Here is a 13,501-nt window from a genome sequence, read left to right as displayed (position 1 = left end):
GTTGGCAAATGATCGGCCTTACGCCCGTTTGCGCCATTTTGCGGCGACATGTTAGGAGGACAAATGTATTCTACCACAGACTTTCGCAAGGGTCTGAAGATCGAAGTCGAAGGCACCCCTTACGAAATCGTTGATTTTCAGCATTTCAAGCCCGGCAAGGGTGGCGCTATGGTTCGTACCAAGCTGCGCAACATCCTTACTGGCCGCATGCAGGATATAACCTTCCGCTCCGGCGAAAAGGTCAACAAGCCCGATCTGGAAACCCGCGACATGCAGTTTCTGTATCGTCAGGACGACGACCTTATCTTCATGGATATGACCACCTACGAACAGCTCCAGATGCACATCACCACCACTGATGGCAAGGAAGGCTTTCTCAAGGACGGTCAGGAATGCCGCGTGCTGCTGTACAAGGGCAGCCCCCTTGATATCGACATCCCGCTGAGCCTCGTGCTTGCGGTTGTTGAAACCGAGCCCGGCGCCAAGGGTGACACTGTCAGCAACGTCACCAAGGCTGCCAAGCTTGAAACCGGTATTTCGGTTCAGGTGCCCATTTTTGTCAACGAAGGCGATCGCATCAAGGTTGACACGCGCACCAAGGAATACCTGGGCCGGGAATGATGACCGGTTCGGGAGGGTAGCCCTACGGACGCCCATAAATTCAGCCGCGAGCTTCTTGGCCTTTTTCTTATCTTCTGGGCGCTGTTGCTTTTGCTCAGCCTGCTCAGTTTTGACGCCAACGATCCCAGCCTTAACCATGTGGTCAGCGGTGTTGTCAAGGTAAAGAACAAGGCTGGTCTTTTCGGCGCGTACACTGCGGGTTTTCTTAACGATGTGTTTGGCGTGGCCGCCTATCTCTGCCCACTGGTTTTCGGTGCGCTGGGGGCGGCCTACGTTTCTCCTTCGTACAGTCTGCACTGGTCGCGCTGGCTTGGCTTCTTTTTGCTCACCGTCTGCCTGCTTGTCATAGGCTCCGCCTCGGATATCACCCTTGGCGACATGTGGGGCGGCGGCATGGTGGGCAATGCCCTGCACCTCAATGCCAGCCGATATCTGAGCCCGGGCGGTTCTGCCCTGGTGTGGATATTTGTGGCGCTTGTGGGCATGCAGCTTGCGGGCAATATCTCATGGTTCAATGTGGCGGCGCGTGTGCTGCACTGGGCGCAGGCGCGGCTTGCCGCCCGTGCTGGCAACGCAACCGGGCCTGTTGTTGCAGAAAGCCAACCGGAAAGCGAAGACGGCAAGCGGCGTTGGTCGCTGCTTGATCTGCGCCTGCCGTCCATGGAATTCTGGAAGCGCTGGCGCGACCGCCTTGGCAATATTCAGCCCACGGCTGACTCGCTGCCAGATGTTTTTGAAGAACAAAAGACCAAAGCGGCCCGACCGCAGGCAAATGAGCCAGCGGCACCCCGCCCGGCAGCACAAGTGGATGCTGATGATCCCTTTGCCGTGGCGGTAGACATCAACGGCATGCCCATTTCTCCCGCTGTTTCTGCTGGCGCGGCCTATGCTGACGAGAGGGGGGGCACTGCCCCGGCCCATGATCCTGCGCATGATGCGGCCCATGATTTGGCTCAGGATGACACGGTGCATGCTGCTTCGCCTGCCGCTTCTGCCCCGAATGCTGGCGGCAAGGCTGCAAGTGCTGCCGCCACTGCTGCCGAAGCCCCCAAAAAGCAGGGCGGTCTGACCGGGCTGCTTTCTGGCATGACAGGCCGCAAGGCCGCTATTCCGCTGCCGGGGCTTGAACTGTTGGCCCCGCCTGTCAAAGTGCCGGGCAACAACAATAAGGAAGACCGCGAGGCACGTGGCAAGGCCCTTATTGCCTGCCTCAAGGATTTTGACATCCAGAGCGAGCTTGTGCATGTCACGCCTGGGCCTGTGGTCACCATGTATGAGGTGCGCCCGGCCCCCGGCATCCGTGTGAGCCGCATCGCCAACCTCAGCGATGACCTGGCGCTGGCCCTCAAGGCCGTTGCCGTGCGCATCCAGGCACCCATTCCCGGTACGGACACGGTGGGTATTGAAATACCCAACGACAACCGCGAAACCGTGAACTTCAGGGAACTTGCCGCTTCTGAGCCTTTCCGCAAGGGTTGTGGCCCTCTGACCATGATTCTTGGCAAGGACATTTCGGGCAAGCCCATCATGGCCGATCTCACGCGTATGCCGCATCTGCTTGTGGCTGGCGCTACGGGCGCGGGCAAGAGCGTCTGCCTTAACGGCATTCTTATCAGCCTGTTGTACCGCACCCAGCCCAAGGATATGCAGTTGCTGCTGGTTGACCCCAAGCGCATTGAAATGGCCGTGTATGCGGATGAACCGCATCTGGTGCATCCTGTGGTCACGGAAATGAATGAGGCCAAGAACGCCCTTGACTGGGCCGTGCACGAGATGGATCGCCGTTACGAAGCAATGGCGCGCCTTGGCGTGCGCAATGTGGCCGGATTCAATCAGAAGCTGGCCGCCTGCAAGAATGATCTGCCCCCGGATTTTGCCGACCTTGAACCTCTGCCTTATCTTGTCATTGTTATTGACGAACTGGCAGACCTCATGATGACCGCTGCCCGCGAGGTGGAAACCAGCATTGTGCGCCTTGCGCAGCTGGCCCGCGCCGCCGGTATTCACATGATCCTTGCCACCCAGCGCCCCAGTGTGGACGTGGTGACAGGGCTTATCAAGGCGAACTTTCCGTGCCGCATATCCTTTCAGGTTACGTCCAAGCACGATTCGCGCACCATCCTTGACCAGGTGGGTGCGGAGCATCTGCTTGGTCGTGGCGACATGCTCTTCAAGCCCAGCGGGGGGCGCTTGCAGCGTCTGCACGGCCCCTTCCTCAGCGATGAAGAAGTGCAGGGCGTAGTGGCCTACTGGAAGCGGCAGCTCAGCCCCTCCTACAAGGTGGACTTTGCCCAGTGGGGGCTGGACTCTGTGAGCGGCGGCGGTAGCGGCGGTGGCGGCGATGCCGCGCAGGATCCCCTGTACGGCGAGGTGCAGGCCTTTGTGAGCGAGCAGGGGCGCGCATCCATATCGCTGGTGCAGCGCCGCTTCAAGATCGGTTTTAACCGCGCCGCGCGTCTGGTTGAACAGCTCGAGCACGACGGTATCATCGGCCCGGCAGACGGCAGCAAGCCGCGCGCTGTGGTCAAATAAATCAAACAGCACAACTGGCGGCTTTAGCCGTGGAGGTGTTATGCGCATAAATGGCATGCTGGCCCTGGCAGCCGGGCTTGTTCTTCTTGTGGCTTCTGCCGCGCAGGCTGCGGATATAGCGGCGACCATCCAGGCGCGGTATGAAAAGCTGCGCACGTTTTCCGCCACGTTTGAGCAAACGCTGACCCACAAGGAAAGCGGCTCGGTGGAGAAACGGCAGGGCAACCTGCTGTTCCAGAAGCCCCTGCTCATCCGCTGGCAGACAGATAAACCCCATGAAGAAACCCTTGTGGTCACGCATAAGGAAATTTGGGATTATCTTGCGGATGAAGAAATTGCCTACCGCTACCCTCTGGAACTTGTGCGCGATTCGCGCACCATCATTCAGGTCATCACCGGGCAAGCCGCGCTGACCAAGGATTTTGACGTCAAGGAAGCCGGGCAGGAAAACGGCCTCGCCAAGCTGCACCTTTACCCCAAGGAACCAGCCCCGCAGATGGTTGAGGCGCTTCTGTGGGTCGAGCCTTCCACCGGCTATATCCGCAGGGCCAGCATCATTGACTTTTACGGCAATTCCAACGACGTGCACTTTACGCAGTTCAAGCCCGACACCTCGTTGAAGGAATCTGACTTCACCTTTACCGCGCCCAAGGGCGTTGAGGTTGAAGACCGCATTGACCGCAAGGTGCAGGAAAAGGAACTCTTTAAATAAGCTGATTACGACTCAACAAAAAGGCCGTGGAGTTCGAAACTCCACGGCCTTTTGCTGTATTTATGGGAAGGCTACACGCACAAGCGCCGGAAAACGCCCGGCGCGTCTTCGTCTACTATGGGAAAAGAATCCTGCAGCTCGTCCGGCACACTGACAGGTTTGCCGCTGGTCATATCAATGAAGACCCACTGGGTTTCCGCCTCGGCAAGGAGGGCTTTTTCCTTTGCATTCCAGAAGGCATAGCGGCGCAGGCTGCGGCGCGAAGCGTAGGATGCAATCCATGTGGCGGCTGTAATCACATCACCCAGAAAGGCCGGGCGCTTGTAAGTGATGGTGTGCTGGCGCACCACCCAGCCCTGGCCAATGCTGTCGTACCTCTCCATAGGCCAGCCGCAAACGGCGGAATGCGCAACAGCCACATCCTGCATCCAGGCCACATAGCGCAGGTTGCTGACGCGGTGCTGCATGTCGATATCATCCTGCCCAACCGTGATCTGCTGCGTATATATGTTGATCCGGGCCATATGTCCTCCGCATTTGTGATGGCGCAGACCATACCCCTTGCAGGTAAAAAATAAAAGACACGCGGGCTTGCGTTAATTTTGCCCGCGTGTCTTCTGGTTGATAAGAACAGGTTGCTACAGATTTGTCAGGGCACGTTTTGCCTTGCAGTCAGGCAAGCCTTTTGTTGCATGCTCGCTGCCCCTCGACCTGCTGTTTTTTGGGTGCCCTACACGCAACCCTGAACAAGACTGTCGAGCACCGCTGCGGAAAGGTGGCGCGGCTGCGCCCGCAACTGAGGGTCAATGCCCCATTGCCGCAGTACATCCAGCGCCATGCTTTGGGCTGCTTCAAAACTTTCGCTGACCGGAGTGGACAGAGGAGCTGCCAGCGTCATGGCCGCCGGTTGCACGCCAATGAGGGCGCAGTGCTCCGGGGCTGTGCCGCGCAGGGCGGCAAGGCCCATCACTTCCGAAAAGCTGTTCTGGTGCGGGCCGATCTTTTGCGCTGTCAGGTATGCCGGCACGTTGTCGCGCAGCACCAGCTCGCCCGGTTCCAGCCCAAAATCAACCGCATCCAGCACCAGCAGTTTGTCGGCCCGTTCCACAAAGGTCAGCAAGGTCTGCCCCTGGGTGCCGCCGTCCACAACTTCCACGTTTTCAGGAAAATCCCAATGGGCGTAAAGCCGTTGCGCCAAAAGTACGCCAACGCCTTCATCGCCGTACAGAATATTGCCAAGACCAAGAATGACGATCTGTTCCATGAGATTTCCGTGCACCTTTGCGGCAGTAGTGCCGCCTTTGGCGGCGCAACCACGCTGGCGTGTTTTGTTATATCTGTTTGGCGGCCCGGATGGGCCGCCTCACGCTACTCTCAGGCTACCTCAGGTTATGGCTTGCGGCGTTCGCGGAATCCGCTAAACATGGATGAAACCAGGGTGGTCTTGCCCATGATTTCTTCGCGTATGACCATGTACAGGTGCACGGTCACAAAGGTAATGAGCAGCAGCATGCCCAATCGGTGCAAGCTGCGGGTCATTTGCCCGTTGCCGCCAAACCAGTTGTTTATCCAGTCCTGCACAAAGGTGAAGAAGTGGATAAACGGCACGTGGCTGTCCTGCGCGTACATGCCAAGGCCCGTAAGCATGATGACAAGCATGAAGATCATGCCCGTGCCCATGCCCAGCTGCGCCAGCGGATTATGCCCCACATGCGCGGCGCATTCCTTGTTCAGGAACAGGTACCAGCGCACGTCCTGCCACAGGTCGTTCCACCAGTCCTTGCTCCACACCGGCACTATGATAAGCTCGCGCGAATAGCGGTTGCCCCACACAAGGCCGTATATGTAACGCAGCACTGTTGAAATGATCAGCACAAAGCCCGCAATAAAGTGGGCCATACGGGTGTAGCCCATGTAAAAGGTTTCGTACGGCTCACCAGTGACGGAAAGCCAGGGTTTGCCGATAATGTAGCCAGTGACAATAAGCACAATGACACAGGCAACCATAACCCAATGCCAGATGCGAATGGGCAGTTGATAAACGTATATGCTCTTGCCCATAGGCAGTTGCGGCAGCAGATGTTGTTCGCTCATGACGTTCTCCCGGCGGAAGGCTTGTATTCCGCGTCTCGGATTGCCCGAACGCTAGAAGCAGTTGTCTGTCCGCACCGATATGAGCTCTGATCCGTCCGGCCCGATGATGTGCGTGGAGCAGGCCAGGCAGGGGTCAAAGCTGTGCAGGGTGCGCAGGATTTCAAGGGGCTGGTTGGGAACCGCCATCTTGGTACCCATGAGCGAGGCCTCGTAGGCGCTGAGCTGTCCATCGGGGCTGCGGGGCGCACCGTTCCAGGTGGTGGGAACAACGCACTGGTAGTTCTCGATCTTCCTGTCCTTGATGGTGACCCAGTGCCCGAGAGCGCCGCGCGGAGCTTCCGTAAAGCCAACGCCGCGCAGGGTGCCGGTGGGCCAGCTTTCAGGCTTCCACAGCTTGGTGTTGGCTGTTGCGCGGTTGCCGTTTTTGAGGTTGGCCACAAGCTTGTCGTAGAAGTAGCGCATTTTGTCGGCAGACCATGCCAGTTCCAGCGAGCGGGCCGCAATGCGGCCAAGGGTGGATTGCAGCACAGAAACCGGCGCCTTGGCCTGACCAAGGAATTCATCAATGAGGCCCTTGATCTCGGTGTCCTTCCTGGCATAGCCCACCAGCAGGCGCGCCAGGGGGCCCACTTCCATCTGATGCCCACGCCAGAGCGGAGTTTTGATCCACGAATACCTGTCGCGCTCGTCCACCTGCTTGAGGTCAGTGGGCGTGCCCTTGATATTGGGGCCGGGGGCGTAGTTGGGTTCGGTCATGCCGTCAAAGGGGTGCAGACCGGTTTTGCCGCCGGGGTACGGCTTGTACCAGGAGTGGGACACGCTTTCTTGAATTTCGTCAGGATTGCGCAGGTCAACGGGCAGCACTTCGTTGAAGTTGCCGTTGATGATGGCCCCAGGGGGCAGCAGCAGGCTTTTTTCAGAGTAGTCATTGGCGATGTCGGGGATAGCGCCGTAAGCAAGCACGGAAAGCTTGGAAAGCCCGCCGCCTATGTTCAGCCAGTCTTTATAGAAGGCCGCCAGCGCAAGGGTGTCGGGTATGACAACCTGTTGGGCAAAATCACGGCAACGCTCAATAAGTTGCAACACCAGTTCCAGACGTTCCTGATTGATAACGTCGGCAGCGCCGTGCGCGTCGAGGTTCAACGAGCAGGGCACGCCGCCCACCAGCCAGTTGGGGTGCGGATTTTTGCCGCCAAAGATGGTGTGGATCTGCACCATGTCTTTCTGGAAATCCAGGGCTTCCAGATAATGGGCCACCACCAGCAGGTTGGCTTCGGGCGGCAGCTTGTAGGCAGGGTGCCCCCAGTAGCCGTTGGTGAAAATGCCCAGTTGGCCCGATTCAATCACGCGGTTGAGGCGATCCTTGATGGATTTGAAGTAGCCCGGCGAGGAATTGGGCCAGGGGGTGAGCTTGTGCGAAAGCTCCGACGTTGCCTTGGGATCAGCCTTGGCGGCAGACACAACGTCCACCCAGTCAAGGCCCGCAAGATGGTACAGATGCACCAGATGGTCATGGTACATGAGGCACAGGTGCATGATATTGCGGATAATATTGGCGTTGTCAGGAATTTCTATACCAAGCGCATCCTCCACCGCATGCACGGAGGAAAGGGCATGCGTACCCGTGCAAACGCCGCAGATGCGTTCAACAAAGGCCCAGGCGTCGCGCGGGTCGCGGCCTTTGAGGATGATTTCAATACCTCTGAAAATGGTGCCGCACGAAACCGCATTGGTGATGACGTTGCTGTCGTCAAGGTTCACCTCGCAACGCAGGTGCCCTTCAATACGGGTAACGGGGTCTACAACCACGCGGCGGCCCGAGTCCTTAACGGCATAACCCTGAGATGTAGTGTATTCGTATGCCATGGGGTATTTCCTCAGTTTTTGGAGTCGGTGTCGGAGGAGTTCTTGGTGTTCTTGCTACCTGCGTGGCGCACCATACTGGCAACGCCGTGCACGGCAACACCCGCAGCCACGCCCGCCACAGCGGCAACGCCCACGGTTTCAGCCGTTGCGTTGGTGCCGAGATGCGGAATGGTGGTGATGCGGTCATAAAACGAGCCCTGATCCCAGAAGTTCTGTTCCGAGCAGCCTATGCAGCCATGCCCGGACTGAATGGGAAAGGAGACACCGTTGTTCCAGCGTGTGGAAGGGCAGGCGTTGTAGGTGGTGGGGCCTTTGCAGCCCATCTTGTACAGGCACAGGCCAGCGCGCGCGCCCGCATCGTCCCACGATTCCACATATTCACCCGCGTCAAAATGGGCCCTGCGGTAGCAGTGGTCGTGCACGCGCTTGCCGTAAAACATTTCCGGCCTGCCCTGCGAATCGAGGGTGGGAAGGCGGTCGTAAGTGATAATGTAGGTCAGGATTGAACTCATGACCTCAGGGATGGCCGGGCAGCCGGGAACCTTGATCTGCGGTTTGTTGGGAAAGAGTTTGTGCAGCGGGGTAGCGCCCGTGGGGTTGGGGTGAGCCGCCTGCACGCAGCCCCATGAGGCGCAGGTTCCCCAGGCCACAAGGGCCTTGGCATGCTCCACGCCTTCCTTGAGCTTTTCGTAGAAGGGCTTGCCAGCATCAATGCAGTACATGCCCTGACCGTTGAGTGGCACGTTGCCTTCAACAGCAAGAATATACTGGCCCCTGTACTTCTTGATGGCCTCTTCATAGGCGGCATTGGCCTGATCGCCAGCGGCGGCCATGATGGTGTCCTGATAGTCCATTGTGATCATCGAGAGCACAATATCTGTCGCCAGCGGATGGGCTGTGCGCAAAAAAGATTCAGTGCAGCAGGAACAGGAAAGACCGTTAATCCAGAGCACGGGGACACGCGGTTTGGTTGACAATGCCTGTGCGATTGCCAGATCCGCTCCGGGGCCAAGGCCCATGGCAACGGCTGTGAGCGCACAGAATTTCATGAAATCTCGACGGCTGACACCACGATTACGCAAGGCTTGTTCAGTAGTTTCGAGATGAGCCATAAGTACCTCGAGAAGAACATGGTTGCAGGGTGGTTGATGGATAAACGACACAGTTAATAGATATCAGTACTCCTTGCGCCTGTATACTGTTGAAAGTACAAGATTTCAAATGTACCCTGGCTGACCTCCTTACATCAAAACAGATTTCTTGATGCCGGTACTTTTTAAATCCGCCATAACGCCGACCAGAATGTCGGTCTGCGTGCGCAGTTCGTTGAGAACTGAGGTCGCCTGATCCATGGCGTTTGCGGTGTTAAGGGCAAGCTGATTGATATCTTCAAGGCTGCTGTGGATGGTTTCGCTGGAGGCGGACTGTTCTTCGGAAGCTGTGGCGATGGATTGGGCCTGAATGGTAGAGGCGTTTGCCAGTTGCACAAGAGCCTGCAATGCTTCGCCAGACTGCCGGGCCAGAACCGTGACCTGCTCAATGGTTGCAGCGGACTGCTCCACGTGCGAGATATGTTTGCGTGTTCCGCCCTGAACCGCATGGATGGCTTCTCCCACCTCCTTGGTCGCTGTCATGGTTTTTTCGGCCAGCTTGCGCACTTCGTCCGCAACCACGGCAAAACCCCGGCCTGCATCGCCTGCGCGCGCAGCCTCAATGGCAGCATTGAGCGCCAAAAGGTTGGTCTGGTCGGCAATATCACTGATGACATCCAGGACTTGCCCAATGCCCTCGGCCTGCTGACCGAGCAGGCCCATATCGACCTTCATCTTGTTGGACTGCTCTTGCACCTGAGCGATTGCAGAGATGACATTTTCAACAACTGTGGAGCCTTCGCTTGCCTTGGTGTGTGAATTATCTGCCGTTTGGGCGGCATCCGCAGCATTTTTTGCAACTTCAATGACAGTGGTGCTCATTTCCTGCATGGCGCTGGTTGTGGTATCAAGCCTGTTGGACTGGCTGGTTGCGCCTTGCGTAGAAATGCGCACCTGTTCCTCAAGGTTGTTGAGGGCGAGATTAAGCGATTCCACAACGCCGTGAATTTTGTCTACAGCCGTTGCAAGGGTGCTGGCTCTTGTAGTTGCTTCTTTTTCTGCCTGCTCGGCTGTTATTCTGCACTGTTCCGCCAGGTTGCCGCGTTCATCAGCAAGGGCATGCTGTTGTTGGGCCGTCTGAATCTGTTCTTTCAGGCGGGTGACCATTTCGCGCAGCACATCGGCAAGGCCGCCGATCTCGTCATTCTGTTTGACTGTCAGAACCGAATCAAAATCCCCGTGCGTGATGCCTTGGGCGTAGCGCAGGGTGCTGCGCACTGGCCTTCCAATAGTGATGCAGATTCTCCAACCCAGCAGAATGGTGAAAAAGGCCACCAGAAGCGCGGCAGAAACAGCGATCAAGAGGCTCCTCTGGGCCAGACGCACTTCTTCGCGAGCGTTTCCAAGCAATTGATCTCCCCAAGCTTTTTCCACTTCCATCAGCTTGTCGATGCGGCGCGTGGACGCTGCAAACCATTGCTGCGGATCAGCCTCCAGGCTGGATTTTTCAAGGTTGGCGTAGGCAGTATCGCGGAATCGCGTCACTTCTTCATCAACAGATTGCATTTTGCTTTGCAGCAGGTTTAGCGCTGCCTTGCCGCCCAGTTCCGCAAACGAACTCAGATAGGTGTTTTGTGAGCTGACCCTGTAGAGCCAGTCGCGGTAGAGCTGTTTGCTGAAGGTTCCGGCAGAAAAGGCGGCGTTGAGCGTGGCACGCTCCTGCCCGGCAATCTCCTTGCCGTGCAAAAGCTGAATGATTGATGTGAAGGCAAGGTCGGCGCGGGCGTTCAGTTCAGAAATCGCAGCGATCAGTTCATTGATACTGATATTGTACGCTGCAATGGCCTGAAGGGCATCAATGCGGGCGTCCCTGGCAGCGCTTCTGGTTGTAGAAAGGTCTGTAAAGTTTTGGGTGGATGCAGCAAATATTCTGGCAAGAGAGTCATTTTCCAGACTATCCGCGCCAGCAAGTACAGCAGTAAAGTTTTTATAGGCTGAATTGGATTTATCTGTCTGTTCCGCCAGTTCAGAAGAAAACCTTTTGCCCTTGCTGCCCAGGAATCCAGCCGTGTAACCACGCTCTTTTTGCAGCTCGTGGATAAGTTCACCAGCAGAGAGGCTGACAACCAGCGAGCGTTCTATGGCTTTAAGGTGGTCTATCGTCTTCCAGCGTTGAATGTTTTCCGCAGAAACAACGAAGAGAAAAGTCGCCATGGGCAATACGAGCAGAAGACTGAGTTTTCGGGCAATCTTGAGATCGGCAAGCATGGTGGCTTCCTCCTTAAAACGGTTGTCTTACTCAATTTGCGGGTGATGCGCTTGCGTTCTATGGCATCTATATAGCAAGCTAATAATTGCATGTAATAACTGTATTGCGATATTTCCAAAGGATTTAACGTTTGTAGTAGCATAATTAAAGCAAAAGACAATAACGTTGTTGAGAGAGTATCAATCAAGTTGCTGTTAGTATTAAATAATTTAATATAAATTGAATATATTATTATATTTTAAATAGTTATAGTTTTCTATTTCGCATTTGGTTAGTCAGTTAGTGATAGTAGATAGCTGGGTAATAATAAGTAAGATATAGTGTTTATCGCTATCAATTTATTTTTAATACATTAACACTCTTATTTTTAAGTATAAAAAAATATAATTTTCGAATAGCCCGAGCTGGTTTGGATTGGGAGGTATGGCGCAAGGGGTGGTAGTGGCATATTTATTTTTTTTGTACTACTACTCTTCGTGTTATGATTTAGAAGTTCGTGTTCACAATTTGGGCCAGAATTGCAGTCAAATTTTATATCTTCCTGACCTGTACTGTCCCGGAGGTTCCCGTGTTGCCGTTTGATTACCCGCCGCCTCGGCGCAGCAAACGTTTGTTTGTCCGCTGGTTGGGGTATTCCGCCATTCTGCACGCTGTGCTCGCGGCATGCCTGCTTGCAGGGGCCTACGCCTTGCCCCGGTATCTTCCGGTTCAGTCTGGCGGGGCAGTGATGGTCAGTCTGGCAGGTGTGGGGAGTTCATTGGCAGGAGAGGTGGGGCTGCAGGCACAGGCTGCGGGCGGCATGACTGAGGATGTCTCAGTTACGCCGCCAATGACAGAAACAGCAGCAAAAGCCGAGCAAACGGTGGCTGAGGCGGCTGTTCCTGTAAAAAAGCATTCTGTCAAGCCGAAGCAGGCAGAAAGGCCCGCTGGCAACCACAAGGCGCAGCCCTCGCAATACAGGCAGGAGCAATCGGCCCAGCCAAAGCCCCAGCAGGTAACCACAGCCTCGGGGCAGTCTGCCCAAACCGGCCTGCCAGTTCAATCTGGCGGTGATGGCGGTCAAGGCTCTGCCAGCAGCGGCTCTGGCCCTTTGGAGCAGGCCACGGGCGCTGTGCAGGGGGATGGTTCCCCCCACCCGCAGGTTATGCCCTGGAATGCTCAGGGCGGGCCACGATTTTTACGGCAGGCTCCATTGCGGTACCCCCGCGCTGCCCAACGCCGTAACCTTGAAGGAAAGGCGGTTGTGGAAGCCTATCTTGATATGCAGGGCAAGCTGCTCCGCGCCCGCGTGTTGCAGGCTGATCATGAAGATTTTGCCGATGCGGCGCTGGCCTGTGTGCAGTCGTCATCGTTCAAGCCTGCCCAGCGGGAGGGTAAAGCTATCCCCTGTGTGGTGCGTATTCCCATGCTCTTTGTGCTCAAGGGGCTTTAGTGATCAGGCCTGATTGCTCTCTCGACAGGAGATGTCTGTTCGCTCCGGCATGTCTTCTTGGGCGAAAAGATCATGGCTGCAACAAGTATGGCGGAAGAAACCAGCACAATAACGGCCCCCGGCGGCACAGCCCAATGGAATGAAAGCCACAGGCCCGCAACGGAAGCCACCGCGCCGAACAGGGCGGCCAGCAGAAACATGCGGCTCAGGCGATAGGTGATCTGCAATGCCGTGGCTGCTGGTGTAACAATAAGCGCATAGATCAATAAGCCGCCGATGGCCTTGAGGGCACAAGCCACCACCAGCCCCATCAAAATGAGGCAGGCATAGTAGATGCCCTTGACGGGAATCCCCGCAGCTACCGCCGCATGCCTTTGCCCCATGATTGCCTCGATCTCCTTGAAAAACAGAAAAACAAAGCCAAACAGAAGCAAGGCCGTTGCGGCCATGAGTTGCAGGTCAAAGCGTGTTACCGTGAGCAGGCTCCCCCATATGAGGCTGAGGCCTTCTGTCCGTGCGCCGGGCATGAGGCCCAAAGCCAGCATGGCCAGGCTCATCACCACCGCAAAGACAACACCCATGGCGGTATCAAGGCTGAATCCGGGTTTTTCAGCAAGCGGCCCCACAGCAGAGGCAGCCCCAAGGCTGGCTGCAAGCCCACCAGCCAGCGGCGGCGCGCCAAGCCATAGGGCAAGCAGCGCCCCGGCAAAGGCGGCGTGCGAAACGCACATCCCCACCAGACTCATGCGCCACAACACCACAAAGACGCCCATTGCCCCGCAGACAGAACCGCCAAGCAAGGCCATAAGCAAGGCCCTTTGCAAAAAAGCGTACTGAAAAAAGTCATCCATATTTCACCCGCAGTAATTTGTCGTACCGGGCCG

General features: G+C 56.5%; 10 protein-coding genes and 1 pseudogene. 4 read left to right on the top strand and 7 right to left on the bottom strand.

What is annotated here, in order from left to right; genetic code table 11:
* Positions 1-63 precede the first annotated feature (63 nt).
* The 3 genes and pseudogenes from efp to lolA all read left to right on the top strand — a co-directional run bounded on the left by efp (position 64) and on the right by lolA (position 3,865).
* Complete coding sequence (gene efp, locus NE637_RS01560; RefSeq protein ID WP_022658729.1) at positions 64-621, top strand: elongation factor P; 558 nt, start codon at positions 64-66, stop codon at positions 619-621.
* Between the two features lie 6 nt (positions 622-627).
* A pseudogene (locus NE637_RS01555) lies at positions 628-3,153 on the top strand (DNA translocase FtsK); the annotation flags it as partial.
* 40 nt (positions 3,154-3,193) lie between these two features.
* Positions 3,194-3,865, top strand: a complete 672-nt coding sequence (gene lolA / locus NE637_RS01550) for an outer membrane lipoprotein periplasmic chaperone LolA (protein ID WP_227117862.1) — start codon at positions 3,194-3,196, stop codon at positions 3,863-3,865.
* A gap of 71 nt (positions 3,866-3,936) precedes the next feature.
* Here the strand turns inward: lolA and NE637_RS01545 are convergent, their stop codons facing one another.
* The 6 genes from NE637_RS01545 to NE637_RS01520 all read right to left on the bottom strand — a co-directional run bounded on the left by NE637_RS01545 (position 3,937) and on the right by NE637_RS01520 (position 11,184).
* A complete protein-coding gene (locus NE637_RS01545; RefSeq protein WP_227117860.1) occupies positions 3,937-4,389 on the bottom strand; it encodes an acyl-CoA thioesterase in 453 nt (150 codons plus the stop codon).
* Positions 4,390-4,595: 206 nt separating this feature from the next.
* Complete coding sequence (hybD, locus tag NE637_RS01540; protein ID WP_227117858.1) at positions 4,596-5,129, bottom strand: HyaD/HybD family hydrogenase maturation endopeptidase; 534 nt, start codon at positions 5,127-5,129, stop codon at positions 4,596-4,598.
* 125 nt (positions 5,130-5,254) lie between these two features.
* Positions 5,255-5,959 (bottom strand): Ni/Fe-hydrogenase, b-type cytochrome subunit, encoded by a 705-nt coding sequence (cybH, locus tag NE637_RS01535; protein ID WP_192111849.1) that lies wholly within the window; start codon positions 5,957-5,959, stop codon positions 5,255-5,257.
* Between the two features lie 51 nt (positions 5,960-6,010).
* Positions 6,011-7,825 carry a nickel-dependent hydrogenase large subunit gene (locus tag NE637_RS01530; RefSeq protein ID WP_192111848.1) on the bottom strand — a complete coding sequence of 605 codons (1,815 nt, stop codon included), beginning with the start codon at positions 7,823-7,825 and terminating at the stop codon, positions 6,011-6,013.
* Between the two features lie 11 nt (positions 7,826-7,836).
* Positions 7,837-8,937, bottom strand: coding sequence for a hydrogenase small subunit (locus tag NE637_RS01525; protein WP_275161332.1), 1,101 nt, complete (start codon positions 8,935-8,937; stop codon positions 7,837-7,839).
* A 129-nt stretch (positions 8,938-9,066) separates the two neighbouring features.
* On the bottom strand, positions 9,067-11,184 hold the full coding sequence (locus NE637_RS01520) for a methyl-accepting chemotaxis protein (RefSeq protein ID WP_256267560.1): 2,118 nt from the start codon (positions 11,182-11,184) through the stop codon (positions 9,067-9,069).
* Between the two features lie 569 nt (positions 11,185-11,753).
* On the opposite strand from NE637_RS01520, the gene NE637_RS01515 reads away from it, so the two are divergent.
* On the top strand, positions 11,754-12,617 hold the full coding sequence (locus NE637_RS01515; RefSeq protein ID WP_227118401.1) for an energy transducer TonB: 864 nt from the start codon (positions 11,754-11,756) through the stop codon (positions 12,615-12,617).
* Here the strand turns inward: NE637_RS01515 and NE637_RS01510 are convergent.
* Positions 12,614-13,468, bottom strand: coding sequence for a metal ABC transporter permease (locus NE637_RS01510; protein ID WP_227118400.1), 855 nt, complete (start codon positions 13,466-13,468; stop codon positions 12,614-12,616). The two genes, NE637_RS01515 and NE637_RS01510, sit on opposite strands and share 4 nt — an antisense overlap.
* Positions 13,469-13,501 lie beyond the last annotated feature (33 nt).

The sequence above is a fragment of the Desulfovibrio desulfuricans genome (genome assembly GCF_024460775.1).
GTDB lineage: Bacteria > Desulfobacterota > Desulfovibrionia > Desulfovibrionales > Desulfovibrionaceae > Desulfovibrio > Desulfovibrio desulfuricans_E.
This window is presented reverse-complemented; position numbering and strand designations above follow the sequence as displayed.

What these genes read in the sequence shown, in the direction of transcription:
- NE637_RS01525 (WP_275161332.1), bottom strand. Translation starts at nt 8,937, where the DNA reads ATGGCTCATCTCGAAACTACTGAACAAGCCTTGCGTAATCGTGGTGTC.
- NE637_RS01510 (WP_227118400.1), bottom strand. Translation starts at nt 13,468, where the DNA reads ATGGATGACTTTTTTCAGTACGCTTTTTTGCAAAGGGCCTTGCTTATG.
- efp (WP_022658729.1), top strand. Translation starts at nt 64, where the DNA reads ATGTATTCTACCACAGACTTTCGCAAGGGTCTGAAGATCGAAGTCGAA.
- hybD (WP_227117858.1), bottom strand. Translation starts at nt 5,129, where the DNA reads ATGGAACAGATCGTCATTCTTGGTCTTGGCAATATTCTGTACGGCGAT.
- cybH (WP_192111849.1), bottom strand. Translation starts at nt 5,959, where the DNA reads ATGAGCGAACAACATCTGCTGCCGCAACTGCCTATGGGCAAGAGCATA.
- NE637_RS01545 (WP_227117860.1), bottom strand. Translation starts at nt 4,389, where the DNA reads ATGGCCCGGATCAACATATATACGCAGCAGATCACGGTTGGGCAGGAT.
- lolA (WP_227117862.1), top strand. Translation starts at nt 3,194, where the DNA reads ATGCGCATAAATGGCATGCTGGCCCTGGCAGCCGGGCTTGTTCTTCTT.
- NE637_RS01520 (WP_256267560.1), bottom strand. Translation starts at nt 11,184, where the DNA reads ATGCTTGCCGATCTCAAGATTGCCCGAAAACTCAGTCTTCTGCTCGTA.
- NE637_RS01530 (WP_192111848.1), bottom strand. Translation starts at nt 7,825, where the DNA reads ATGGCATACGAATACACTACATCTCAGGGTTATGCCGTTAAGGACTCG.